General features: G+C 63.5%; 23 protein-coding genes. 20 read left to right on the top strand and 3 right to left on the bottom strand.

The window, feature by feature from the left end:
• Positions 1 to 87 precede the first annotated feature (87 nt).
• The 3 genes from AC1DWA_RS14440 to AC1DWA_RS14430 all read left to right on the top strand — a co-directional run bounded on the left by AC1DWA_RS14440 (position 88) and on the right by AC1DWA_RS14430 (position 3,413).
• The gene (locus tag AC1DWA_RS14440) at positions 88 to 1,086 is read left to right on the top strand and encodes an NAD(P)H-dependent glycerol-3-phosphate dehydrogenase (protein ID WP_019747941.1); all 999 of its coding nucleotides are present in this window, start codon (positions 88 to 90) and stop codon (positions 1,084 to 1,086) included.
• Positions 1,083 to 2,234 (top strand): cystathionine gamma-lyase, encoded by a 1,152-nt coding sequence (locus tag AC1DWA_RS14435; RefSeq protein WP_060938661.1) that lies wholly within the window; start codon positions 1,083 to 1,085, stop codon positions 2,232 to 2,234. The genes AC1DWA_RS14440 and AC1DWA_RS14435 overlap by 4 nt, the downstream gene beginning before the upstream one ends.
• Before the next feature lie 72 nt (positions 2,235 to 2,306).
• Positions 2,307 to 3,413: a D-alanine--D-alanine ligase family protein gene (locus AC1DWA_RS14430; RefSeq protein WP_019747943.1), complete on the top strand. Its 1,107-nt coding sequence runs from the start codon at positions 2,307 to 2,309 to the stop codon at positions 3,411 to 3,413.
• On the opposite strand, the gene AC1DWA_RS14425 is transcribed toward AC1DWA_RS14430, so the two are convergent.
• Positions 3,414 to 4,106, bottom strand: coding sequence for a DUF3515 domain-containing protein (locus AC1DWA_RS14425; protein WP_078377411.1), 693 nt, complete (start codon positions 4,104 to 4,106; stop codon positions 3,414 to 3,416).
• A 77-nt stretch (positions 4,107 to 4,183) separates the two neighbouring features.
• Here AC1DWA_RS14425 and AC1DWA_RS14420 point away from each other — a divergent pair, with 77 nt between their 5' ends.
• From AC1DWA_RS14420 to AC1DWA_RS14410, 3 genes are read left to right on the top strand one after another with little or no spacing between them, the layout of a single operon-like run.
• Positions 4,184 to 5,233: a thiamine-phosphate kinase gene (locus tag AC1DWA_RS14420; protein WP_477845816.1), complete on the top strand. Its 1,050-nt coding sequence runs from the start codon at positions 4,184 to 4,186 to the stop codon at positions 5,231 to 5,233.
• A 9-nt stretch (positions 5,234 to 5,242) separates the two neighbouring features.
• Positions 5,243 to 5,764 (top strand): gamma carbonic anhydrase family protein, encoded by a 522-nt coding sequence (locus AC1DWA_RS14415; RefSeq protein WP_477845817.1) that lies wholly within the window; start codon positions 5,243 to 5,245, stop codon positions 5,762 to 5,764.
• Positions 5,764 to 6,435, top strand: a complete 672-nt coding sequence (locus AC1DWA_RS14410; RefSeq protein WP_477845818.1) for a uracil-DNA glycosylase — start codon at positions 5,764 to 5,766, stop codon at positions 6,433 to 6,435. The genes AC1DWA_RS14415 and AC1DWA_RS14410 overlap by 1 nt, the downstream gene beginning before the upstream one ends.
• Before the next feature lie 66 nt (positions 6,436 to 6,501).
• Here the strand turns inward: AC1DWA_RS14410 and AC1DWA_RS14405 are convergent, their stop codons facing one another.
• Both AC1DWA_RS14405 and rpmB read right to left on the bottom strand, forming a co-directional pair.
• Entirely contained in the window at positions 6,502 to 7,296 is a 795-nt protein-coding gene (locus AC1DWA_RS14405) for an enoyl-CoA hydratase-related protein (protein ID WP_019747947.1), read from the bottom strand.
• A gap of 131 nt (positions 7,297 to 7,427) precedes the next feature.
• Positions 7,428 to 7,619, bottom strand: a complete 192-nt coding sequence (rpmB, locus tag AC1DWA_RS14400) for a 50S ribosomal protein L28 (protein ID WP_003942669.1) — start codon at positions 7,617 to 7,619, stop codon at positions 7,428 to 7,430.
• A 348-nt stretch (positions 7,620 to 7,967) separates the two neighbouring features.
• Here rpmB and AC1DWA_RS14395 point away from each other — a divergent pair, with 348 nt between their 5' ends.
• The 14 genes from AC1DWA_RS14395 to smc all read left to right on the top strand — a co-directional run bounded on the left by AC1DWA_RS14395 (position 7,968) and on the right by smc (position 25,411).
• Positions 7,968 to 9,677 carry a DAK2 domain-containing protein gene (locus AC1DWA_RS14395; protein WP_378666151.1) on the top strand — a complete coding sequence of 570 codons (1,710 nt, stop codon included), beginning with the start codon at positions 7,968 to 7,970 and terminating at the stop codon, positions 9,675 to 9,677.
• A gap of 73 nt (positions 9,678 to 9,750) precedes the next feature.
• Positions 9,751 to 12,012 (top strand): ATP-dependent DNA helicase RecG, encoded by a 2,262-nt coding sequence (gene recG / locus AC1DWA_RS14390; protein WP_029255116.1) that lies wholly within the window; start codon positions 9,751 to 9,753, stop codon positions 12,010 to 12,012.
• Between the two features lie 120 nt (positions 12,013 to 12,132).
• Positions 12,133 to 15,537 (top strand): pyruvate carboxylase, encoded by a 3,405-nt coding sequence (locus tag AC1DWA_RS14385; RefSeq protein ID WP_477916751.1) that lies wholly within the window; start codon positions 12,133 to 12,135, stop codon positions 15,535 to 15,537.
• Complete coding sequence (gene rsmD, locus AC1DWA_RS14380) at positions 15,534 to 16,100, top strand: 16S rRNA (guanine(966)-N(2))-methyltransferase RsmD (RefSeq protein ID WP_477845819.1); 567 nt, start codon at positions 15,534 to 15,536, stop codon at positions 16,098 to 16,100. The genes AC1DWA_RS14385 and rsmD overlap by 4 nt, the downstream gene beginning before the upstream one ends.
• A complete protein-coding gene (coaD, locus tag AC1DWA_RS14375) occupies positions 16,097 to 16,591 on the top strand; it encodes a pantetheine-phosphate adenylyltransferase (protein ID WP_003942776.1) in 495 nt (164 codons plus the stop codon). The genes rsmD and coaD overlap by 4 nt, the downstream gene beginning before the upstream one ends.
• Before the next feature lie 131 nt (positions 16,592 to 16,722).
• Positions 16,723 to 17,484, top strand: coding sequence for a DivIVA domain-containing protein (locus tag AC1DWA_RS14370; RefSeq protein ID WP_003942696.1), 762 nt, complete (start codon positions 16,723 to 16,725; stop codon positions 17,482 to 17,484).
• 189 nt (positions 17,485 to 17,673) lie between these two features.
• Positions 17,674 to 18,234, top strand: a complete 561-nt coding sequence (locus AC1DWA_RS14365; RefSeq protein WP_007729319.1) for a YceD family protein — start codon at positions 17,674 to 17,676, stop codon at positions 18,232 to 18,234.
• Between the two features lie 2 nt (positions 18,235 to 18,236).
• Positions 18,237 to 18,419, top strand: a complete 183-nt coding sequence (gene rpmF / locus AC1DWA_RS14360; protein WP_007729318.1) for a 50S ribosomal protein L32 — start codon at positions 18,237 to 18,239, stop codon at positions 18,417 to 18,419.
• 19 nt (positions 18,420 to 18,438) lie between these two features.
• Complete coding sequence (rnc, locus tag AC1DWA_RS14355) at positions 18,439 to 19,212, top strand: ribonuclease III (protein ID WP_019747952.1); 774 nt, start codon at positions 18,439 to 18,441, stop codon at positions 19,210 to 19,212.
• A gap of 8 nt (positions 19,213 to 19,220) precedes the next feature.
• Positions 19,221 to 20,090, top strand: coding sequence for a bifunctional DNA-formamidopyrimidine glycosylase/DNA-(apurinic or apyrimidinic site) lyase (gene mutM, locus AC1DWA_RS14350; protein WP_019747953.1), 870 nt, complete (start codon positions 19,221 to 19,223; stop codon positions 20,088 to 20,090).
• Between the two features lie 41 nt (positions 20,091 to 20,131).
• A complete protein-coding gene (locus AC1DWA_RS14345) occupies positions 20,132 to 20,584 on the top strand; it encodes an OsmC family protein (RefSeq protein ID WP_020907278.1) in 453 nt (150 codons plus the stop codon).
• Complete coding sequence (locus AC1DWA_RS14340; protein WP_092763631.1) at positions 20,584 to 21,507, top strand: SMP-30/gluconolactonase/LRE family protein; 924 nt, start codon at positions 20,584 to 20,586, stop codon at positions 21,505 to 21,507. The genes AC1DWA_RS14345 and AC1DWA_RS14340 overlap by 1 nt, the downstream gene beginning before the upstream one ends.
• 5 nt (positions 21,508 to 21,512) lie before the next feature.
• Positions 21,513 to 21,797: an acylphosphatase gene (locus AC1DWA_RS14335; RefSeq protein WP_020907281.1), complete on the top strand. Its 285-nt coding sequence runs from the start codon at positions 21,513 to 21,515 to the stop codon at positions 21,795 to 21,797.
• A 26-nt stretch (positions 21,798 to 21,823) separates the two neighbouring features.
• Entirely contained in the window at positions 21,824 to 25,411 is a 3,588-nt protein-coding gene (gene smc / locus AC1DWA_RS14330; protein ID WP_477916749.1) for a chromosome segregation protein SMC, read from the top strand.
• Positions 25,412 to 25,423 lie beyond the last annotated feature (12 nt).

The following is a 25,423-nucleotide window of genomic DNA, read 5'->3' as shown; positions in this document are numbered from 1 at the left end:
TGCCCACCGCAGTGCACCACAGGCGATACTCTGTGCAGACGATTTTTCTGGCGGCGACCCGCTTCGCCGGGTAGACGGGGTGAGCGTGTGAGTAAGGCAGCTGTATTGGGCGCAGGTTCGTGGGGAACAGCGTTGGCCAAGGTGATGGCCGAGGCCGGAACCGACGTGACGATGTGGGCCAGGCGTGAAGAGGTSGCGAAGCGCATCGACACCACGCACGAGAACAGCGACTATCTGCCAGGCATTGCTTTGCCTTCGTCGATTCGCGCGACCCACCACCACGAGGAGGCGATGGCAGGCGCTGACTTCATCGTGCTGGCGGTTCCCTCGCAGTCGCTACGGGGAAACCTGGAGCAGTGGAAAGGCTCGATCGGACCCGATGCGACTCTGCTGAGTCTGGCCAAGGGAATCGAGACCGGGACGCTCATGCGCATGAGCCAGGTCATCGTGTCGGTGACCGGCGTGGAACCGGGGCGCGTCGCGGTGCTCTCGGGCCCGAATCTTGCACACGAGATCGCCAGCGGGCAGCCAGCGGCCACGGTGATCGCCTGCTCGGATTCCTCGCGTGCCCTCGCTCTCCAGGATGCTTGCGCTACCGGCTATTTCAGGCCGTACACCAACTCCGACGTCATCGGTTGCGAGATCGGTGGCGCGTGCAAGAACGTGATCGCGCTGGCCTGCGGCATGGCCGCCGGTAGTGGATTCGGCGACAACACGGTTGCCAGCATCATCACCCGTGGTCTCGCCGAGACGATTCGGCTCGGTGTCGCGCTCGGCGCCAAGGCGTCGACGCTTGCAGGCTTGGCGGGCGTCGGTGACCTGGTGGCGACCTGCACGTCCGAGTTGTCGCGAAACCGGACGTTCGGAGAGCGACTCGGACGGGGCGGGTCGATGGAGTCGGCACAGAAGGCAACCAACGGTCAGGTCGCCGAGGGCGTGAAGTCGTGTACGTCGGTACGCGCACTCGCTGCCGGCTACGACGTGGAGATGCCGTTGACCGACGCGGTCCATCGGGTGTGCCACGAAGGCATGGCCGTCAGCGATGCGATCGGTCAGTTGCTCGGACGCCGGACGAAGCCGGAATGAGTGAAATTAATGTGAGTGATTTCGAGGGTTACGGGGATTCGACGCGCAGTGTGAGCGCCGTTGCGCGCGAACACGCTGCGGGTCAGCCCATGCAGCTGGGTCCGATATTTGCTGCGCCGTACCAACTTTCGGTGGACGAAGGCTCCGAGTCCGATACCTATGCTCGAGCGTCGAACCCGGGTTGGCGCGGACTCGAATCGGCGCTCGCGGCGCTCGAAGGAGCGGACCACGCACTCGTCATGGGGTCGGGGATGTCTGCGATCACCGCGACCTTGCGCAGCGTGCTCGTCGCCGGGGATACCGTCGTCGTGCCCTCGGACGGGTACTACCAGGTGCGGTTGTACGCGAACGAACGGTTGGCTCCGTTGGGAATCACCGTTCGCGAAGTCTCGACCCTGCAGATGGGCGACGCGAGTTTCGGGGAACTGCTCGACGCGTCACCGGGTCGCGTGGTCGTCGTCGCCGAGACGCCGTCCAACCCGGTGCTGGACGTGGTCGACCTTCGCGTGCTCGCCGACGTGTGCCACCGAGCGGGTGCGCTGCTGATCGTCGACAACACGACTGCGACACCGCTGGGGCAGCGCCCGCTCGAATTGGGTGCCGACGTCGTGGTGGCCAGCGGTACCAAGGCACTCAGCGGGCACAGTGACCTCCTGATGGGTTACGTCGCTACTTCCGATGCGGCGGTGAGTCAGCGGATCGAGCGTGAGCGACTTCTTTCGGGAACAGTGCTCGGCCCCTTCGAGACGTGGCTTGCGCACCGGAGTCTCGGCACGGCAGGCCTGCGATTCGGGCGTCAGTGCGACAACGCGCTGGCCCTGGCAGAGATGTTGGCCGGACACAAAGCGGTCCGGTCCGTTCGTTATCCCGGCCTTCGCGGTGACCCGTCCTACACAACGGCATCCGGTCAGATGAAACGATTCGGCGGATTGGTGAGCGTCGAGTTGGATTCGGCTCAAGCATTCCACTCGTTCGTCGAAGCGAGCAATCTCGTCACGGCCGCCACCAGCTTCGGTGGGATCCACACGACGGCGGATCGTCGTGCGCGCTGGGGCGATCCGGTCAGTGCGGGTTTTGTCCGAATCGCTTGTGGCATCGAGGACACCGCCGATCTCCTGGCCGACATCGAGCGCGCGCTCGACGCGTGAGCGGACCACGTCGATGATTTCCGGCCCGGCCCGATCGCGTGCCGAAGTCGATTCGGCGGTACGGTTTGACGCGTGAACAGCAGCCGTACCCGCGTGGCCGTGATCTTCGGTGGCCGGAGCAATGAGCATTCAGTGTCCTGTGTTTCCGCCGGAAGCGTCCTGAGCAACCTCGACCCGGATCGGTACGACGTCGTACCGATCGGCATCACAGTCGACGGTTCCTGGGTCCTCGGGTCGAGCGACCCCAGCTCCCTCGCGATCAGCGGGCGCGCGTTGCCGTCGGTCGACAAAGACGGAACGTCGGTGGTCCTCAGCGCGGACCCCACCCGCGAGGGCGAGGTCATCTCCTTCGACGGCTCCGACGCCGGTGCTGTGCTCGCGTCGGTCGACGTCGTTTTCCCCGTTCTGCATGGGGCTTACGGCGAAGACGGCACCATTCAGGGATTGCTCGAACTTGCCGGGGTTCCGTATGTCGGACCCGGAGTCCTGGCCAGCGCCGCCGGCATGGACAAAGAGTTCACGAAGAAGCTTCTTGCCGCTGAAGGACTTCCCGTCGGAGTGCAGGTCGTGCTTCGACCGGGAATCGCAACGCTGACCGAAGAGCAGAAGGCGGAGTTGGGCCTTCCCGTGTTCGTGAAGCCCGCTCGTGGTGGTTCGTCCATCGGCATCACCCGGGTGAGCAATTGGGACGGTCTGGACGGGGCGATCGCTCATGCGCGCCTGCACGATCCCAAGGTGATCGTCGAAGGCGCGATCATCGGCCGTGAGGTGGAATGCGGCGTCCTCGAATTCGCGAACGGTGACGTCAAGGCGAGTGTGGTCGCTGAGATCCGGATGCCGGATTCCGACACCGATTCGGACGCGTTTTACGACTTCGACACCAAGTACCTCGACGACGTCTGCGAATTCGACATCCCCGCGAAACTCGACGAGTCGGTGAGCGACCAGATCAGGGAGCTTGCAGTCCGCGCGTTCAAGGCACTCGATTGCCAGGGACTCTCGCGAGTCGATTTCTTCGTCACGGCTGACGGCCCGGTGATCAACGAGATCAACACGATGCCCGGGTTCACTTCCATCTCGATGTATCCGAAGATGTGGAACGCCACCGGAATCGATTACCGCACTTTGATTTCGACACTGGTCGACACCGCCATCGCTCGCGGTACCGGACTTCGCTGATCAGGGAACCGCGACCGGCGCCGGGTCGAGGGGCTTCTGTTCGAGAGTCGCCGTGATGGTGTCGGAGATCTCCTGAATCGGCGTCGGGCCGGTCCCGTCGGGGATCGTGATACCGATGTACTCACCGCGGTCTACGGCAAACCAAGTGCTCGCAGCCAGACCGACGTCGGTTCCCGAGACCTGGAACCATTGGACACCGTTCACAACCTGAAGTGCTGCAGCCTGGTCGAACTCGGTCGGACGGTCGAGCCCGCAGCGCAACACGATCGGCTCACCTTCGCTGCGCTGCCAAGCTGCCGCTCCAGCCGGAGCGGGGTCAACCAACTCGGCTTTCGTGAAGTCGTCGATCTTGTCGGGGAGCGCACCGAGGAGGGAAACGCAGGCCTCCGACTCCGCTGCCGGTGCCGGTACGGGTCCCAGCGCTACCGGCGAGAGTTCAGGGTTGTTTCCCGCTACGACGGCCGCGATCACCACTCCGACGATCAGGGCTACCGGGAGCGCGATGGCGGTGGCGATCAGCGCCGGACTGCGGCGCTCGGACGGATCGTCGTCGCTATCGGGGTCGATGTCGGCGTTGTCTGCGGTGGAGGTGTTTTCTGCCATGCTCAGTTCTTCGCTCGGGTCCTGGTCCAGTCGATCAGCGGTCTCGTCACTTCGCAGGGCACGTCGGTGAATCGGTAGGATTGCCGACACACGCGTGAGCTTGCAGAAGCATTCACGACCACAGCTAGAAGGTACCGCAGGCCGCTTACGAGCGAATTGCGTCGGCATTGGAGACACTCATCGCATCATCTGAGTTCGCTGCATCATCTGAGTTCACAGCATCATCGGAGTTCGGGTCAGAGCACACTGTTGAACAGGTGGGGGAGTTCGACGTGATCGCGCGATCTCTGGTCGGCCGAATCCAACCGGTCACCACCGAACTGGGGCCGGGCGACGATGCCGCGATCGTGACGTCCGGAGACGGCCGTGTGGTTGTCTCGTCCGACATGCTGGTCGAAGGTCGGCATTTCCGAATGGATTGGTCTTCGCCACGCGACATCGGCCGAAAGGCAGTGGCACAGAACGCTGCGGACGTCGTCTCGATGGGAGCACGGCCGACGGCATTCACCGTGTCTCTGGGATGCCCGCCTTCGACTCCGGTCGACGTGATCGACGCAATCTCCGCGGGAATCTGGGACGCGGCAACTGATCTGGGGGCCGGCGTGGTCGGCGGTGACCTGGTCCAGTCGCCGGTAGTCGTGGTGTCGGTGACCGTGCTCGGCGATCTGGGTGGCCGTCCGGCAGTTCTGCGTTCGGGAGCAAAGATCGGTGACAAGATCGCGGTCGCCGGGTTGTTCGGTTGCTCGGCAGCAGGGTTGGCTCTACTGCTCGACGAAGCCGTATTGCTCGACGAGGCCGAAAGCTTTCCAGATCTGCTTGCCGCTCATCGTGTTCCGAATCCGCCGTATCAATCGGCATGGGACGCCGCAGAATCAGCACATTCCATGACGGACGTATCCGACGGATTGATCGCGGACCTTCGACATCTCGCAGAGGCCTCGCACGTGCGGTTCGACATCGTCTCGGCCGCGGTTCCCACCTCATCCGATGTCGCATCGGCGGCCGAGGCGCTCGACGTCGATCCGCTGGACTGGATCCTCTCCGGTGGTGAAGATCACGGATTTGCAGCAACTTTCGGGCCTGAGGTCGAGATTCCGTCGGGTTGGACTGTGATCGGTTCGGTTGCGGCCGGTTCCGGCGTGAGCGTCGACGGTGCACTTCGCGAGAGCGGCGGGGGATGGCACAGCTTTTCGACCACCGGCACCACCGCGGTATAGGTTGCTTTCATGGCTGTATATGCACTTGGAGACAGAGTTCCGGACATTCATCCGGACGCATACGTTCACCCGGACGCGGTGGTGATCGGCGCTGTGACTCTCGCGGTGGGCACCTCGATCTGGCCGCAGGCGGTATTGCGTGGTGACTACGGAACCATTTCGGTGGGAACCGGATCCAACATCCAGGACGGAACTGTCATCCATTGCACCGCCATCGATGCGACTGTCATCGGTTCCGGTTGCGTGGTGGGCCACAACGCGCACATCGAGGGGTCGACCATCGAGGACCACTGCCTGATCGCATCGGGATCCGTGGTTCTCAACGGAACGGTGATCGGGACGGGGTCGATTGTCGCCGCGGGTGCGGTGGTGGCCAACAAGATGCAGGTTCCCCCGCGCAGCATGGCACTCGGTGTGCCCGCCAAGGTCCGTGCGGGATACGAAGTTCCGCTCGGCCACCTCGACGGAAACGTCAAGATGTACGCAGCCAATGCGGCGTACTACCGCGACGCGTTGCGCAGGCTCGACTGATGGCGCCGCTTGCAGAGATCGTCGATCCAGGGTGGGCGCGGGCACTCGAACCGGTCTCGGAGCAGATCTCCGCGATGGGTAAGTTCTTGCGCGAAGAGATCGCTGCGGGACGGGAGTATCTGCCTGCGGGAGAGAACGTCTTGCGTGCATTCACGAACCCGTTCGACGACGTTCGGGTGCTCATCGTCGGTCAAGATCCCTATCCGACGCCCGGTCATGCTGTCGGGTTGAGCTTTTCGGTTGCCCCGGACGTGCGGCCGGTTCCACGAAGTCTCGGTAATATCTACAAGGAGTATCACCAGGATCTCGGGTTGCCGATACCGCCGAACGGCGATCTGACGCCGTGGTCGAAACAAGGTGTGCTGCTTCTCAATCGCGTACTCACCGTGCAGCCGGGTCAAGCCGCTTCTCATCGTAAGAAGGGCTGGGAGCCGGTGACCGAGCAGGCTATCCGCGCTTTGGTGGCGCGGTCGTCACCGATGGTGGCGATCTTGTGGGGTCGTGACGCGGCCACTATCGCGCCGATGCTGGGCGACACACCGATCATCGAATCAGCGCACCCGTCACCGCTTTCGGCTTCGCGCGGCTTCTTCGGTTCGCGCCCGTTCAGTCGTGCGAACGAACTCTTGACCGGACTCGGGGCCGACCCGGTCGACTGGAATCTGGGCTGATCGAACTGCGCCTGCACTCACCTGGCATGCCGAACGTCGTGACACGACATTCGGCATGCCAGCTGACTAGGCCTGCTTTGCGGAAGTGAAATCGGGGCGACGCTTGTCGACGAATGCGTCGACACCCTCGCGCCCGATCGGGCTGTTCGCCGCGAGGGCGATGGACGCAGCCTCGGCGTCGAGTTGCTCGGCGAGCGAGTTCGTCCGCGACGAACGCAGCAGTGCTTTGATTCCCGAGTACGACGTACTCGGTCCGTTGGCCAAAGCGCGGGCGAGGCGAGCTGCCTCTTCCTGGACCTCGTCGTCGCCGACGAGTCGGGTGAGGATCCCCAGGCGGACGGCTTCGTCGCCACCGATCACCGAATCGTTGAGAAGAATCTCGCGAGCGCGTGCCACGCCGACGATGCGGGGGAGTGTCCACGACATTCCGCCGTCCGGGGTGAAACCGATGGAGGGGTACGCGGGGCGGAGCTTGGTGCCGGTGCCGCCGATTGCGACGTCGGCGAGGCAGACCAGGCTCATTCCGGCGCCGGCAGCCCATCCGTGGACCCCGGCCACCACTGGAGCGGTCGCGGCGTCGAGCGCGCGAACGAACACGTGGAAGACACGGGCAACCTCGGCGACGTACTCGCCGCGGTCAGGGGCTGCGGCGAACGCACGGACGTTGCCGCCGGCACAGAAGTTTGCGCCTTCGCCGACCAGAAGGATGCTCCCGATGTCGTTTCCGACTGTCTCGAGCGCCTGCGCGCCCTGAACCAGTCCTTCGTCGTCGAGGGAGGTGCCGTTGGCGGCGGTGGAAATGGTGATGCGGAGTACGCCCTCGTCGAGGGTCACTTTGCTCAGGTCATCGATGGAAGTCACTCAACGCACATTACGGGTGTCGGACAGCCATACGAAACACGGGGACACATAGATACAGACACATAGAAACAGCTCTGCCCCCGTCACCGAAGTGACGGGGGCAGAGCCTGCAATAGTTTGTGCTCGGGCAATCAGCCCCGAGCGACCTTGCCTGCCTTCAGGCAGGAGGTGCACACGTTGACCTTACGGGTGTTACCCGGGGCAACCTCGGTACGAACAGACTGAATGTTCGGGTTCCAGCGACGATTGGTACGCCGGTGCGAGTGCGAGACCGACTTACCGAAGCCGGGCCCCTTGGCGCATACGTCGCAGACGGCAGCCATAGTCGCGAACTCCTTGTTAGAAATGAATATTGAAGTGGTTACCCTACACGGTAGGGCAGCCAGAATTACAATCCGAATATACTCGACTTCGAACCGATCCTTGACCGCTCACTGTGCAGTCGAACGTGAAAACAGTCAATCCGCAACAAACAAAGTGCAGCATTATTTCGTGTAGCCCGTTCGAGGCAACCGTGTAAGAGTAACCGCTTCCGGCCCGAATGGCCAAACCGCCCGGTAATGACGGTTGCGCAGAAGCGTCGGACTACCCTCGACTGCACCGATCACCGATCTCTTTTTCATCGTCAGTCTTTCCATCGTCTGTCTGTCCATCGTGGAGGGGAACCGTCAGTGGGGGAAGTGCAACGCGTCGCCGAAGAAGCGGAATCCGTCGCGGACGGACATCTGCTGCGGCGCTGGGCCCGCCGGGCGGTCGACAGCCTCCAGAAACGTCGCGGTGAGATCAACAGCCTCAACGTCTTTCCCATCCCTGATTCGGATACCGGCACCAACCTGTTGTTCACGATGCGGGCCGCGCTCGATTCCGCCGAGACGATCGAGGACGACGTCCGCAGTGCAGGCCGCGTCGCGAACGCGCTGGCTCGGGGCGCGGTGTCCGGTGCACGGGGTAATTCCGGAGTGATCCTCTCCCAGGTGATCCGGGGTATCGCGGAGAGCGTTCAAGGCGAGCACATCGACGGCCGTAGCTTTGCGAACTCACTGACCACGGCGACGGGGCTGGCTTCTCGGGCTGTCTCCGATCTGGTGGAAGGCACCATCGTCACGGTTCTGCGCGCGTCGGGTGAGGCAGCGCAGGAGTGCGTCGACACCAGGACGCCGAGCGGCGAGGATCTTGCTTCCGTGGTTGCCGCCGCTGCCGATGCGGCTGCGATCGCGCTGAACAAGACCCCGGAGCAACTGGACGTTCTGGCGTCGGCCGGGGTGGTCGATGCCGGGGGATTCGGTCTGGTTCTGATCCTCGACGCTTTTGTCGAGGTGGTGACCGGGAAGTCGCAGGTTCGCGAGGATCTGGGGACGCCGGACCCGAGGTCGAGCGCAGTTGTCGACGTCAGCGCATTCGATCACGATTGGGCTCACAAGAGCCCGATCGAATGTGGTGATCACTCGGAACAGGATTTCGAGGTCATGTACCTCGTCGACGACTCGGACGACGATCGCATGACGGCGCTGCGCACGCGACTGTCCGTCCTCGGAGATTCGACGGTCATCGTCAGCGACGGCTTCGGTGGCTGGTCGGTGCACGTGCATTGCTGCGATGCCGGTGCAGCCGTGGAAGCCGGCCTCGAAGCCGGGAAGGTCCACGGTATTCGCATCAGCAGTTTTCTCGTCGACGAACGCGACCAGTTGGTGGCACGGGCGGAGAGGCGATTCCCGGGTGCCGGTGCCCGCGGCGTTCTGGCCGTCGTCGCCGGTGAGAGTGCGGCGGCGTTGTTCGAGAGTGAGGGTGCGACGGTTCTTCGGTGCGACGACGCGCCGGTGACACGTGCGCAACTGCTCGGCCGCATTCGTCAGATGGAGCGAAGTGAAGTTCTGGTGCTGCCGAACGGAGCCTTGACGGCTCAGGAACTGGTCGCAGTCAGTGCCGCTGCACGCGATCCGCTTCACCAGGTTCTGCTGCTGTCGACATCGTCGATGGTTCAGGGCTTGGCCGCACTTGCCGTTCACGACGCTCAACGCAACGTCGCCGACGACGGCTTCACGATGTCCGAGGCGGCGGCTGCGACGCGCTGGGGATCATTGCGAATTGCGGTCGAGCGTTCGCTGACGTACGTCGGGACGTGTGATCCGGGTGACGCGATCGGTCTGATGGGGCACGAGGTGGTGCTCATCGGTCCCGACGTCGCGGAGTCGAGTGCGCGACTGGTCGACCTCGCGCTCGGATCCGGTGGCGAACTCGTGACCCTACTCATGGGCGCCGACGCGCCGGACGACCTGGCCGGGCAGCTCGAGGCGCACGTCATCGCGCACCATCCGGGCGTCGACGTGCTCGTCTATCAGGGTGATCAGCCGGGTGACCTGTTCCAGTTGGGTGTGGAGTGATCGAATCGGGTCTGTCGGTGACTACTGATATACGAACACATGTGCTTACCGCGACACTGTGCTGGAGGAACTGATGGCGACGCTCGCCGACCCACTCGATCGGCTGCTGGGAAAGAAGACCGCGGACGCGCTCGACGAGGCATTCGAGATTCGGACGGTCGAGGACCTGCTGCGTCACTACCCACACCGGTACGCGTCGGCAGGCAAGGAACTTGCCGAGAAGGAGCCGCCCGAAGGTGAGCACATCACCATCATCGCGCGGGTGGCGTCGGCGGCGGTCGTGAAGATGAAGAACCGTCCGGGGCAGATGTTGCGAGTATCGCTCGCGACTGATTCGCAGACCGTCGACGTCACGTTCTTCAACCCGCAGAAGGTGCGGCACGTCATCAAGCCCGGCGTGCGCGCGATGTTCTCCGGGACGGTGAAGTACTTCCGCGGCAAGTGGTCTCTCACCCACCCGAGCTACCTGATTCTCCCGGAACCTCGTGTCGGCGAGGAGGATTCGGTAGTTCCGCTTGCATCCATCAAGGGGGCCGGTGACCTTGCCGGTCTGGCTCGCGCAAACCAGGATCCCGGCGCCGAACTCGACCTGTCCGTCTTCGACCGCGCATTGATCCCGCTGTACCCGGCGACCCGCGAGGTCGAGAGCTGGACCATCATGCGGTGCGTGCGGCAAGTGCTCGACCAACTCGATCCGATCGAGGAGCCGTTGCCCGCCGAGACTCGGGCCGAGCACGGATTCATCGGTTTGGACGAGGCGCTGCGTACCGTTCACCTCCCGGATACCAAGGAGGACATCGAACGATCTCAGGATCGTCTGCGTTTCGACGAGGCGCTGTCTCTGCAGTTGGTTCTCGCGATGCGTCGTCACGACAATTCCGAGCGTGTGGCACCGGCCTGCGCTCCGGTTGCCGGCGGGATCGCGGACCAGTTCGAGGAGATGCTCCCGTTCACTCTGACGGAGGGACAGCAAGCAGTCGCGGAGGAGATCTCCAGCGACCTCGCTCGCCCACACCCGATGAGCCGGCTTCTTCAGGGCGAGGTCGGGTCAGGCAAGACCATCGTGGCTCTGCGCGCGATGCTGCAGGTCGTCGACGCCGGTTATCAGTGCGCGTTGCTCGCACCGACCGAGGTCCTGGCAAATCAGCACGCGCGATCACTGCGCAAGATGATGGGCCCGCTGGCCGCAGGCGGTGAACTCGGTTCGGCCGAACATTCCACCCGTATCGCCCTTCTGACCGGCTCGCTGCCTGTCGCTGCGAAGCGCGCAGCGCTGCTCGAAGCCGTGACCGGCGATGCCGGGATCGTCATCGGTACCCATGCGCTCATCCAGGACAACGTGGAGTTCTTCAACCTCGGCATGGTTGTCGTCGACGAGCAGCACCGCTTCGGCGTCGAGCAACGTGATCAGTTGCGATCACGTGCCCGTGAAGGTCTGAGTCCGCATCTGCTGGTGATGACGGCAACGCCGATTCCGCGAACCATCGCCATGACGGTGCTCGGCGACCTCGAGGTCTCGACTCTGCGGGAACTACCGCGTGGGCGAACCCCGATCAAGAGCAGCGTCGTGCCCGCGAAGCAGAAGCCGCAGTGGGTGGATCGCGCATGGGAACGAATCCGTGAGGACGTTGCCGCTGGCCGTCAGGCGTATGTCGTGTGCTCACGCATCGGCGACGGTGAGCAGGGTGCCGGTGAGGACCAGTTCACCGAGGAGAAACAGCCCGAGACCAAGTCGGCAGTCGACGTCTTCGAAGAGCTGTCGAGTGGCCCGCTGGCTGATCTGCGAGTCGGGTTGCTGCACGGTCGACTGCCTTCCGACGAAAAAGACGTCGTGATGAGCGCGTTCAACGTCGGTGACATCGACGTCCTCGTCTGTACGACTGTCGTCGAAGTCGGTGTGGACGTTCCGAATGCGACGGTGATGGTGATCGTCGACGCCGAGCGGTTCGGCGTCAGTCAGCTCCATCAGCTGCGCGGACGAGTCGGTCGAGGCAAGCACCAGGGGCTGTGCATCCTCGTCACCGGAAGCAATCCCGGCGGACCGGCGTACGAGCGGCTCTCGGCGGTGGCAGCGACCAACGACGGGTTCGAACTGGCGCAACTCGACCTCGCGACCAGACGTGAAGGAGACATTCTCGGTGCGGCGCAGTCGGGCACAACCTCGAATCTGAGACTGCTTTCCCTCATGGCCCACGGAGACATCCTCGAGTCCGCCAGGGAGTTCGCTCAGGGAATCGTCGACTCCGATCCGTCGCTCGAGGATCATCCCGCCCTCGCTTCCATGGTGACCGCTGCCCTGGACTCCGACCGGATCGAGTACCTCGAGAAGTCGTGACGGGTATGACGACAAGCTGAAATCGAATAGCACGAGGACCACCGGGTTGGTTTCTCGATTCAGTCCGAAATATGAGACTCCGCATGTAGACGCAAGATGAAATCGGGGTAGTTTTCTCGAATGTTCTCCAAAGTGCTCGTCGCGAACCGCGGCGAAATTGCGATCCGTGCCTTCCGCGCCGCCTACGAACTAGGTGCCGGAACCGTCGCGGTGTTCCCGTACGAGGATCRGAACTCGATCCACCGGCTCAAGGCAGACGAGAGCTACCAGATCGGGGAGAAGGGTCACCCCGTTCGGGCGTATCTCTCAGTCGAGGAAATCGTCGCCGCCGCCAAGAGTGCCGGAGCCGACGCCATCTACCCCGGTTACGGCTTCCTTTCCGAGAACCCGGATCTGTCGGCGGCGTGCGCCGAGGCAGGCATCAAGTTCGTCGGCCCGTCCGCCGAGATCCTCGAGTTGACCGGAAACAAGGCTCGGGCCATCGCAGCGGCAAAGGCCGCCGGTCTCCCCGTGCTCGCGTCCTCGGAGCCGTCAGCGGACATCGACGAGTTGCTCGCGGCCGCCGAGGACATGACCTTCCCGATCTTCGTCAAGGCCGTTGCCGGCGGTGGTGGACGCGGAATGCGCCGCGTTGCGGAGCGCTCACAGCTCAAGGAATCGATCGAAGCCGCAGCGCGCGAAGCGGAATCGGCTTTCGGCGATTCGACGGTCTTCCTCGAGCAGGCCGTCATCGACCCCCGGCACATCGAAGTGCAGATCCTCGCCGACGAGCAGGGCAACGTCATCCACCTCTTCGAGCGTGACTGCTCGCTGCAGCGTCGCCACCAGAAGGTGATCGAGCTTGCTCCGGCGCCCAATCTCTCGGAAGAGTTGCGCGCCAAGATCTGTGCCGACGCCGTCGCGTTCGCGAAGGAGATCGGGTATACGTGCGCGGGCACCGTCGAGTTCCTCCTCGACAAGCGCGGCAATCACGTCTTCATCGAGATGAACCCGCGAATTCAGGTGGAGCACACCGTCACCGAAGAAGTGACGGACGTTGACCTGGTCCAGTCGCAGCTCAAGATCGCGTCCGGTTCGACGCTTGCAGAGCTTGGTTTGTCACAGGACACGATCAAGCTTCGCGGCGCGGCGCTGCAGTGCCGCATCACGACCGAGGATCCGGCCAACGGATTCCGCCCGGACACGGGCCGCATCACCGCGTACCGCACCCCGGGCGGAGCCGGTATCCGCCTGGACGGCGGCGCCACGCTCGGAGCCGAGGTCGGCGCGTACTTCGACTCGATGCTGGTCAAGCTCACCTGCCGTGGTCGTGACCTCGAAGCCGCTGTCGCGAGGGCTCGCCGCGCGGTCACCGAGTTCCGCATTCGTGGCGTCTCGACCAACATTCCGTTCTTGCAGGCGGTTCTCGACGACCCGGACTTCCGTGCTGGACGCGTGACGACCTCCTTCATCGAGGAACGTCCTCAGCTGCTGACTCTGCGTTCTTCGGCAGACCGCGGCACGAAGATCCTGACCTACCTCGCGGATGTCACTGTCAACAAGCCTCACGGTGAGCGGCCCTCGGCGGTGTACCCGCAGGACAAGCTGCCCAAGATCGATCTTTCGACGCCTCCTCCTGCCGGTAGCCGTCAGCGCCTGCTCGAACTCGGACCCGAAGGTTTTGCGAAGGCACTGCGTGAGCAGAAGGCCGTCGGCGTCACCGACACCACCTTCCGTGACGCGCACCAGTCGTTGTTGGCCACGCGAGTTCGAACCAGCGGACTGCTCGGAGTAGCCGGGCACGTTGCGCGGTTGACGCCGGAACTGCTCTCGATCGAAGCCTGGGGCGGCGCGACCTATGATGTGGGACTTCGCTTCCTGCACGAGGATCCGTGGTACCGGCTCGCCGCACTCCGCGAGGCGATCCCGAACATCTGCCTTCAGATGCTTCTTCGCGGCCGAAACACCGTGGGCTACACGCCGTATCCCGAAAAGGTCACGCGCGCATTCGTTCAGGAAGCCACCGACACCGGTATCGACATCTTCCGAATCTTCGACGCGCTCAACAACGTCGACCAGATGCGGCCTGCCATCGACGCGGTGCGTGAGACCGGAACGGCCCTCGCGGAGGTGGCGCTGAGCTACACCGGTGATCTGTCGGATCCGAACGAAACTCTGTACACGCTCGACTACTACCTGAAGTTGGCCGAAGAGATCGTCGATGCCGGCGCTCACGTGCTCGCGATCAAGGACATGGCAGGCCTGCTGCGCGCGCCGGCAGCTACCAAGCTGGTGACGGCGCTACGCAGCAACTTCGATCTGCCGGTTCACGTTCACACGCACGACACTCCCGGTGGACAGCTGGCCACGTACTTCGCAGCGTGGCAGGCGGGCGCCGACGCAGTCGACGGTGCTTCCGCGGCACTGGCCGGAACCACCAGCCAGCCTGCGCTCTCGGCCATCGTCGCCGCTGCCGCGCACTCCGAGTTCGACACCGGACTGAACCTGCAGAACGTGTGCGACCTCGAGCCGTACTGGGAGGCGCTGCGAAAGGTGTACGCGCCGTTCGAATCCGGATTGCCGGCGCCGACGGGTCGCGTGTACACGCACGAGATTCCGGGAGGCCAGCTCTCCAACCTCCGGACGCAGGCCGTTGCTCTCGGTCTCGGCGACCGGTTCGAAGAGGTCGAAGCCAAGTACGCCGACGCGGACCGCATGCTCGGGCATCTTGTGAAGGTGACGCCGTCGTCGAAGGTCGTCGGCGACCTCGCGCTCCATCTTGTCGGTGCCGGTGTGCCTTCGGAGGAGTTCGCCGCAGATCCGGCGAAGTTCGACATTCCCGACTCCGTGGTGGGCTTCCTGCGCGGTGAACTCGGTACGCCTCCCGGTGGTTGGCCGGAACCGTTCCGCAGCAAGGCACTCGAAGGACGTGGCCAGGCCAAGCCGGAAGCGACGTTGTCCGCTGAGGACGAGGTGCTGCTAGAGGGCTCGTCGAAGGACCGTCAGGCGACGCTGAACCGTCTGCTGTTCCCCGGCCCGACAAAGGAATTCCTCGAACACCGCGAGAAGTACGGTGACACGTCGCGGCTTTCGGCAAACCAGTTCTTCTACGGTTTGCGGCGCGGCGACGAGCACCGGGTCGAGTTGGCTCCCGGCGTGGAGCTGATCATCGGTCTCGAGGCGATCTCCGAGCCCGACGAGCGCGGCTACCGCACTGTCATGTGCATCCTGAACGGCCAGCTGCGCCCGGTCTCGATCCGCGATCGCTCCATTGCCAGTGACGTACCGGTGGCGGAGAAGGCCGACAAGAACAACCCGGGCCACGTGGCTGCACCGTTCGCGGGCGTCGTGACGCTCGCGGTCAAGGAAGGCCAGAAGATCGAGGCCGGCGACACCGTGGCCACGATCGAAGCGATGAAGATGGAAGCGGCGATCACCTCGCCGCGCGCCGGCGTCGTCTCGCGGATCGCGATCAGCGCCGTCCAACAGGTCGAGGGCGGAGACCTGCTGGTAGTCGTCTCGACGGGGGAGAGCGCCGCAGAGTGACACGCATCATCTCGGGACTCGCGGGCGGTCGACGCCTGCGAGTCCCGCCGAGCGGCACCCGTCCGACGTCGGATCGGGTTCGTGAGGCGCTGTTCAGTGCTCTCGAAGCGCGCATCGATCTCGAAGGGTGCGCGGTTCTCGACCTCTTTGCGGGTTCGGGTGCTCTCGGCCTCGAGGCGCTCTCGCGGGGAGCCGAGCACGTTGTTCTCGTGGAATCCGATGCCAAGGCTGCTGCCGTCATCAAGGCGAACATCGGCACTGTCGCGTTGCCGGGGGCGACGGTTCGCGCCGCTCCGGTTGCGGCCGTGGTCTCGGGTCCGAGTGCGCGTGAATACGACATCGTGATCGCGGACCCACCGTATGCGGTAACCGACGAGGCCGTCGTGTCCATGCTCGCTGATCTGCAGGCCAACAAATGGGTGGTGGAGGGCACGATCGTGGTACTCGAACGATCGTCGCGCTCCCCGGAGACCGTGTGGCCTCAGGGCTACGAGCCGATCAAGGCCAAGAACTACGGTGAAGCCCGCATCGAGCTGGCCACCTGCTACGGTCTGGACTCATGACTGGCGCCGTCTGCCCCGGATCCTTCGACCCTGTGACCAACGGTCACCTCGACGTAATCGGAAGAGTTGCTGCGCAATTCGACGAGGTCGTGGTCACCGTGCTGATCAACAAGAGCAAGCGTGGCATGTTCACGATCGACGAGCGGATCGAGATGCTCGAAGACGCGACGAGCCACCTGCCCAACGTTCGCGTCACGTCGTGGCACGGATTGTTGGTCGACTACGCGAAACAAGAAGGACTCAGCGCGATCGTCAAGGGTCTGCGCGGCGCGAACGACTTTGATTACGAGCTGCAGATGGCTCAGATGAATCAGAAGCTCACGGGCGTCGACACGCTCTTCGTTGCCACGAACCCGACCTACAGCTACCTGTCGAGTTCTCTGGTGAAGGAAGTTGCGACCTTCGGCGGCGACGTCTCCGACATGCTCCCGGCCAAGGTGCATTCTCGGCTACTCGCGCGTATCGCCGAACGAGCAGCCGAAAACAGCTGATCCCCGACACACCGACCACGACGACACCCCGTTGGCCGTTCTTCCGGCAAACTTGGACAGGAACGGGCACAGGTCCGAGTGGACCGGTGACGATGTGGGCCGATTTCGGCCGGTAGAGATTGGGGTTGCTTGTGTACCGCGTATTCGAGGCACTGGACGAACTGGTCGCAATTGTCGAAGAGGCGCGCGGTGTTCCCATGACCGCAGGGTGTGTTGTGCCTCGCGGTGACGTACTCGAGCTACTCGACGACGTCCGGGACGCAATTCCGAGTGAGCTGGACGACGCTCAGGACGTCCTCGATCATCGCGACAAATTGGTCGGTGACGCGCGAGCAAACGCCGAGAAGACAGTCAGCAGCGCCAATGCCGAGGCAACCTCGACTGTCGAGAACGCACGCGACGACGCCGACCGGATTCTGTCCGATGCCAAGGCTCAGGCCGATCGCATGGTTGCCGAAGCACGCGCGCACGCCGATCAGTTGGTCGAGGACGCCGAAGCAGAAGCGGAACGGACCGTCACCGACGGCCGTCGTGAGTACGAGGCCGTCACCGGACGGGCGCGTGCCGAGGCCGATCGGATGATCGAGTCCGGCCAGGCCTCGTACGAACATTCAGTGGCGGAGGGAACGGCGGAGCAGGCTCGTCTGGTGTCGCAGACCGAGGTTGTCCAGTCAGCTCACGCGGAATCCGCGCGAGTGATCGACGCCGCTCATGCCGAGTCCGACAGGATGCGTTCGGAGTGTGACCTGTACGTGGACACCAAGTTGGCCGAGTTCGAAGAGTTCCTCACCGGAACGGTTCGATCGGTCGGGCGTGGTCGTCAACAGCTTCGAACAGGTTCGGGAGTCCCCGACTACCAGGACGACGATCGTCGTTCGGAGCGTCGTCGCTAGAGCGAACGAGACAGTCGAGGGTGGGTCGTCCGATATGGGGCGGCCCACTTTTTCGTGGACGGAATTGGGATTTGCGTTGTAGCTGCCGTATTGTGGAGTGGTTGCCCATACCAGTTTCAACAGTTAGGTGAGTTCTCTTTGTCAACGCATCGTCGTAGTTCGTCGCATCAGTCAAGTGATGCGGGATTTTTGCTGGACACGGTCAAGCTCGGTCGTCGTCCAGGGTCGATGCGTACCGTCGAGAGAACAATTCAGTCCCCGAACCGTATCGGTCTCGATCTGATCGCGATCGAAGCGGGCGCGGACATAGATCTCGATCTTCGTCTCGAAGCAGTGTCCGAAGGCGTTCTCGTCACCGGAAACGTGCACGCACCCACCAAGGGTGAATGCTCGCGGTGCCTTGAACCTTTCACCGACACCGTGGACATCTATCTCACGGAGTTGTTCGCTTACCCGGACAGCACCACCGAGGAGACGACGGAAGAGGGAGAGGTCTACGCGGTCGAAGACGACGAAATCGACCTCGAACCGGTCATCGTCGATGCAGTCGGTCTGGCGCTTCCGCTCCAGCCTCTGTGCAGTGACGATTGCCTGGGATTGTGCTCAGAATGTGGCATTCGCCTGGCGATTGCGGAATCTGGGCATGGGCATGACATACTTGATCCTCGCTGGGCTGGTCTCGCGGCCAAATTTGGCGTGGAATCAAACACCAGCGAAAATCTTGTGATCACCGAAGCCGAGGAGAAGTAGAAGTGGCTGTCCCCAAGCGCAAAATGTCGCGATCCAACACGCGGTCGCGTCGTAGCCAGTGGAAGACCACTGTGCCCACCCTCGTTACCTGCCCCAACCGTGGCTGTGGCGAGCAGACCCTTCCCCACATCGCATGCCCGTCATGCGGTACTTACAAGGGCCGCCAGGTAACCGCTGCTGTCTAGTTCTCCCCGGAGAAAGACTATGACGAGCGAAAATACAGTTTCAGCCGCCGGCGGCGAGGGCAATCACGACAAGCTCCTCGCCGCTGTCGGCGTAGATATAGAGCCCGGTCTTCTGACCCTGGCTCTCACGCACCGCTCGTACGCGTACGAGAATGGCGGTCTGCCCACGAACGAGCGCCTCGAATTTCTCGGGGATTCCGTTCTCGGCGTCACGGTGACCGAAAATCTTTATCTGTCCCACCCTGACAAATCCGAAGGTGATCTGGCGAAGATTCGTGCCAGCGTGGTCAACATGCATGCACTCGCCGAGGTTGCCAGGACTCTGGGTGAAGGTGGACTCGGAGCTCACCTGCTGCTGGGTAAGGGCGAGGAAATGACGGGCGGCCGTGACAAGCCGTCCATCCTCGCCGACGGTATGGAGTCGATTCTCGGCGCCATACACCTGCAGCACGGCATCGATACTGCGAGACGTGTTGTTCTCGATCTGTTCGACGATCTACTCACTCGCGCACCGCTTCTCGGCGCGGGTCTGGATTGGAAGACGAGTCTGCAGGAACTGACCGCAGAACACGGTGCCGGAGTTCCCGTCTACGAGATCACCGCTACCGGACCCGATCACGACAAGGAATTCACGGCCACAGTTCTCATCAGTGGCAAGCCCTTGGGCGTCGGTGTCGGTCGTTCCAAGAAGGAAGCCGAGCAGAAGGCAGCAAGTTCGGCATGGAAGACGATGTCGGAGAATGCCGCTGCTAGCGCAGTCGCTGCTGACAACCCGTCTGATCTCGCCGGCTGAGTTCACTCTTGCCTGAGCTTCCCGAAGTCGAAGTCGTTCGCCGCGGCCTACAGTCTCATGCTGTAGGTGCGGCGATCGAGGCCGTCGAGGTCCTCCATCCCCGCGCGATCAGGCGCCACATTCTCGGTTCCGAGGACTTGATCGGCCAACTCACCGGGCAGACCATCGCTTCGGCAGAGCGTCGCGGCAAGTATCTGTGGCTGGTTCTCGAGCCTGCCGGTGTCGGACTGGTGGTTCATCTCGGGATGAGCGGACAGATGTTGGTCCAACCCCCGACAGTCGACTGGGAAAAGCACCTACGCATTCGGTTGGCCCTCGATTCCGGGGCTGATCTTCGATTCGTCGACCAGCGGACCTTCGGTGGCTGGTCGATTTCACCTCTCGTCGAGGTCGACGGAACGATGCTGCCCGAGTCGGTGGCGCACATCGCTCGCGATCCCATGGATGCTGCGTTCGATCTCGAATCCGTCGTGAAAGTCCTGCGGGGCAAGCACACCGAGATCAAGCGGGCGATTCTCGACCAGACAGTGGTCTCCGGAATCGGAAACATCTATGCCGACGAATCATTGTGGCGTGCAAAGATTCACGGCAACCGAATCGCCGAATCGCTCACCAGGCCCAAACTTCGAGAACTGTTGACCGCGGCGCACTCGGTGATGGGCGAGGCGCTCGATCAGGGCGGTACGTCCTTCGACGCGCTGTACGTGAACGTCAACGGGGAATCGGGCTACTTCGACCGGTCGCTGTCGGCGTACGGGCAGGAGAATCTTCCGTGCCCGCGATGCGGCGCGCCGATCAAGCGTGAGAAGTTCATGAATCGATCGTCGTTCAGTTGCCCGCGGTGTCAGCCGACCCCGAGGGCACGGCGAATCGCCTAGGTCTCCGCCCCTTCGGTTCGGCGGAGTGGCAAGATTGCGTCATGGCTGAACAGACTCCAGACAACACTGCAACCGCCCCAGCTCACACGGAGCTTTGGGTGGAACGCACAGGAACCCGCCTCTACACCGGCAAGAGTTCGCGTGGCGCAGAGGTTCTCATCGGCTCCGAATCGGTGCCAGGAGTCTTCACGCCCGGCGAACTCCTCAAAATTGCACTGGCTGCATGCACCGGGATGAGCTCAGACTTCCCGATCTCTCGCCGCCTCGGTGACAACTACGACGCGACGGTTCGAGTGTCCGGTGCCGCCGATCGTGAAAACGAGGTCTACCCGCAGCTCGACGAGGTTCTCGAACTCGACCTCAGTGAGTTGGATGCCGAAGCGCAGCAGCGCCTCATCACTCTCGTCGAGCGTTCCGTCGACAAGGTGTGCACGGTGGGGCGCACTCTCAAGGCCGGAACCAAGGTCACGCTGTCGTTCGACACGGAAGCCTGATGTCCCGCGCCGGCAGTGTTGTCGCTGCGATCGCACTGGGTTCCGTTGTGGCGGTGAGTGCTCCGGCACAGGCATCGGTCCCGGCCGACGGCTCGGACGGTGGTTGCGGCAAATGGACGTCGAGCGTCGTGACGACTGGTGCCGGAATGCTCGAGAATCTCGAATTCGACGGCAGCGGATCGATGGTGTTGTCGCAGTCGGCTCTGATCGGGCCGGGTGCACTGCTGAAAGTGGCGCCGGACGGAACACGGACAACTTTGGTCGGTGATGTCACCGGACCTGGAGGGCTGGTCGCGCGTGACGGTTCCGTGTACTTCACCACGGGCAACTCGACTGTCTCGGGTCTGTTCGGAATCGCCGACGGCAGCCTTCGTAAGGTCGACGTCGCAGACGGATCGGTGACAACGATTGCCGACGGTCTGGTGATGCCGAACGGGCTTGTGCCGCTGGACGGTAACCGTTTCCTCACAGCTCGCACCCTGACCCGGCCGGGGCTCACGGTCATCGACAGTGACGGAACCAGTTCGATCGTTCGTGAGGATCTCGGCACCGTCGACGGCCTCGCACGCTCCGGTTCGACGATCTACGTGACGACCACTTTCGACATGGTGACCGCGGTCCACGTCCTCGACGCACACGATCTGGGCGGGCCGGTGCGAACGATCACGCTCCCCGGGTTCGGTCCGGCAAACATGGCGGACGATCTGACCGTCGGACCGGACGGCGCGTTGTACGTCGCATTCAATGTCGGCGGCAAAGTTGTTCGCGTCGATCCGGATTCGGGATCTTCGTGTGAGATCGCCTCGGGTCTGCCGTTCACATCCGCGGTGAAGTTCGGTGCCGGCCCGGGCTGGGACCCCAACTCGCTCTACACCACCGGTTTCCTCGGCGACGTCCACCGTCTCGAACGTGTGGCGGGCTGAACGTCATGACTGAGACACCGCCTGTGCGGTTGACGGCGTGGGTTCACGGATATGTTCAGGGCGTCGGGTTCCGGTGGTGGACCAGGGCCCGCGCCCTCGAACTCGGGTTGATCGGATATGCGTCGAATCAGCGTGACGGTCGAGTGCTCGTCGTGGCGGAAGGCGAACGCACGCAGCTCGAGAAATTGTTGGAGTTGCTTCGCTCGGGAACAACACCGGGCACGGTGGATCTCGTGGTCGACAGCTGGGACCCCGCCAGGGGCGACCTGACAGGGTTCGTCGAACGCTGACCGGTTTGGCGGTAAAGTTTCCCCCCATGCACCTCAAGAGTCTGACACTCAAGGGATTCAAATCCTTTGCGTCGGCAACGACTCTTCGGTTCGAGCCGGGGATCACCTGTGTCGTCGGGCCGAACGGCTCGGGTAAATCCAACGTCGTCGATGCGTWGACCTGGGTGATGGGCGAGCAGGGCGCCAAGGCTCTGCGCGGCGGCAAGATGGAAGACGTCATCTTTGCCGGCACCTCCGGCCGCGCGCCGCTGGGCCGCGCCGAGGTGACCTTGACCATCGACAACGCCGACGGCGCGCTCCCGATCGAGTACTCCGAGGTGTCGATCACGCGCCGGATGTTCCGCGACGGCGCGGGGGAGTACGAGATCAACGGCTCGTCCTGCCGTCTGATGGACGTCCAGGAACTGCTCAGCGACTCCGGTATCGGCCGCGAAATGCATGTCATCGTCGGGCAGGGACGGCTCGCCGCGATCCTCGAATCCCGCCCCGAGGATCGACGCGCCTTCATCGAAGAAGCCGCGGGAGTCCTCAAACATCGCCGCCGCAAGGAAAAAGCGGTACGCAAGCTCGATTCCATGCAGGCCAATCTCGCTCGACTCAGTGACCTCACCGCGGAACTGCGTCGGCAACTCAAACCGCTGGGACGCCAGGCCGAGGTTGCTCGGCGAGCACAGACGGTCCAGGCTGACCTGCGTGATGCCAAGATGCGGCTGGCCGCTGACGACCTGGTGACCCGTCGAACCCAACTGAACGACCAGGCGCAGGACGAGAAAGCGGCCCGCGAACAGCACAACGAGGTGGCGTCCGCGCTCGACGAGGCCAACCTCGAACTCGGGCGCCAGGAGCAAGCTCTCGCTCGTCTGACTCCGGGATCGGAAGCGGCAGCGCAGAGTTGGTTCCAGCTCTCCGCGCTTGCCGAACGAGTCAACGCCACCGTGCGCATCGCCCGCGAGCGTGCACGACATCTCGACTCCGAACCCGTCGGCAACCGCGGCCAGGACCCGGACGAGATGGAAGCGCGCGCCGAACGTCTTGCGGCCGAGGAGGCCGAACTCCTCGAAGGCGTCGAAATCGCGCGAGCGGCGTCGGAAGCTGCTCGGGACCAGCTGGCAGCCACCGAAGATGCTGCAGCAGAAGCGGAACGGGCGCACATGGCGGAAGTTCGTGCCGTCGCCGACCGCCGTGAAGGTCTTGCTCGACTCTCCGGTCAGGTCGACACTTTGCGTACCCGCGTCGAATCCGTCGACGCGGAAGTTTCGCGACTGACCGAGGCCATCGACGAGGCTCGTCTGCGTGGGGATGCCGCACAAGCCGAGTTCGACACGGTGCAGGAAAGCATCGGGGACCTCGACGCCGGTGAAGTAGGCCTCGACACCAATCATGAACGCGCCGTCGAAGCTCTCGAGATGATCGACGCACGTGTCGAAGAACTTCGTGAGGAAGAAAAGACGAGCGGGCAACGCATAGCTTCGCTCCGTGCGCGCGTCGAGGCGCTGTCGATGGGCTTGCAGCGCAAGGACGGTGGCGGCTGGCTGCTCGAACATCGGCGCGACGACGGCATCACCTCGCTGGTCGGATTGATTCACGTCGAACCCGGCTACGAAGCTGCCATCGCTGCCGCGATGGGGCCGGCGGCGGACGCCGTCGTGGCGCAGTCGCTGGACTCTGCTCGCTCCGCTGTTGCAGCGCTGGCCGATCAGGACGGTGGGCGTGCGTCGCTGATCGTGAGCGGTGAACCGGTGATCAAACGCGAGGCCGAGATCGCACCGGGCAGTCGTCCTGCCGTCGACGTCATCGACTGCCCTGACGAGTTGCGTGCGGGGTTGACCGCAATACTCGATGGCGTTGTCCTGGTCGAGACCCTCGAGGACGCGATTCGAGTTGTTGCTGACCACAAGGGAATTCGTGCAGTGACCCGTTCCGGCGATCTGCACGGTTCGGGGTGGATGATCGGTGGCTCGGATCGGCAACCCAGCACGCTGGAGGTACAGGCGGCGATCGACGCGTCAGCAGCGGAACTGGCGGCAACGGAGAGCCGATCCGAGGAACTCGACGCGGCGCTGTCCGGCGCTCTGGCCGAACAGGCCGCTCGACGCGAGACCGCGGAGCAGACTTTGGCGGCGCTCAACGAGTCGGACGCCGCCATGTCCGCCATTTACGAGCAGTTGGGCAGATTGGGGCAGGCAGCACGAGTCGCCCACGCGGAATCCGAGGGGTTGACCGCCCAGCGAGTGCGTGCCGAGGAGGGCCGCGGTGAGTCGCTGACAAAGCTGGCGGACCTGGAAGAACGTCTGCGTGTGGCCGAAACCGACGGCAGTGCACCGGGACACGGTGCGGAATCGACCGCTGCCGATCGCGAAATGGCCGCAGCAGCGCTGGCCGAAGTGCGCATAGTCGAAATGGATGCTCGCCTTGCCGTGCGCACCGCCGAAGAACGTGCGGAATCCGTACGCGGAAAGGCTGATTCGCTTCGCCGCGCCGCTGCTGCCGAACGAGAGGCACGAATTCGCGCCGAGCGGGCTCTGCGCGCCAGAGCGCACGCTGCGGAGGTTGCAGCTGCCGTCGCCGAGTCGGGGCAGCGCGTGGCGGCCGAACTCGAGGCCGTCGTCGCTGCAGCTCTTGCTCATCGCGACGAGTTGGCTCGGGCCCGCTCCGAGTGCACGGCCAAGCTGGATCAGGTCCGCGAGATCGTCCGGGCACTGGCCGGACAGCTCGCTTCACTCACCGACGCTGTCCATCGCGACGAGGTTGCGAAGGCTCAGGCAGCGCTGCGCATCGAACAACTCGAGGAGTCGATCCTCGATCAGTACGGTATCGGCCTCGATGATCTGATCGCCGAGTACGGACCCGACGTCGAACTGCCGCCGACCGCTCTCGAAATCGAGGAGTACGAGCAGGCCAAGGAGCGCGGCGAGCAGGTAACCGCCCCCGCTCCGCTTCCGTACGATCGTGCGACTCAGGAACGGCGCGCGAAGCGGGCGGAGAAAGACCTCGCCACCCTCGGCAAGGTCAATCCGCTGGCGCTCGAGGAATTCGCAGCTCTCGAGGAGCGGTATACCTTCCTCTCCACTCAGCTCGAAGACGTCAAGACCGCACGCAAGGACCTTCTTGCTGTGGTCGCAGACGTGGACGCACGAATTCTGCAGGTGTTCACCGAGGCCTATGCCGACGTCGAGCGTGAGTTCGTGGGCGTGTTCGAGAAATTGTTCCCCGGGGGAGAAGGACGACTGGTTCTCACCGATCCGTCGGACATGCTGACCACAGGCATCGAAGTCGAGGCGCGTCCGCCCGGTAAGAAGGTCAAGCGGTTGTCGTTGCTGTCAGGCGGCGAGAAGTCCTTGACCGCGGTGGCCATGCTGGTCGCGATCTTCCGGRCACGCCCGTCCCCGTTCTACGTGATGGACGAGGTCGAGGCGGCGTTGGACGACACCAACCTGCGGCGGCTGATCGGACTCTTCGAACAATTGCGGGAGAAGTCGCAGTTGATCGTGATCACTCACCAGAAACCGACGATGGAAATCGCCGACGCGTTGTACGGAGTCAGCATGCGCGGCGACGGCATCACCACCGTGATTTCGCAGCGACTTCGCGGTCAAGACATGGCCTCGACGTAAGCCCTGCTCACT

It is taken from the genome of Rhodococcus sp. P4_F3_2, from assembly GCF_056401335.1.
Note: the sequence above shows the minus strand (reverse complement) of the source record. Positions and strands in the feature narration are given on the sequence as shown.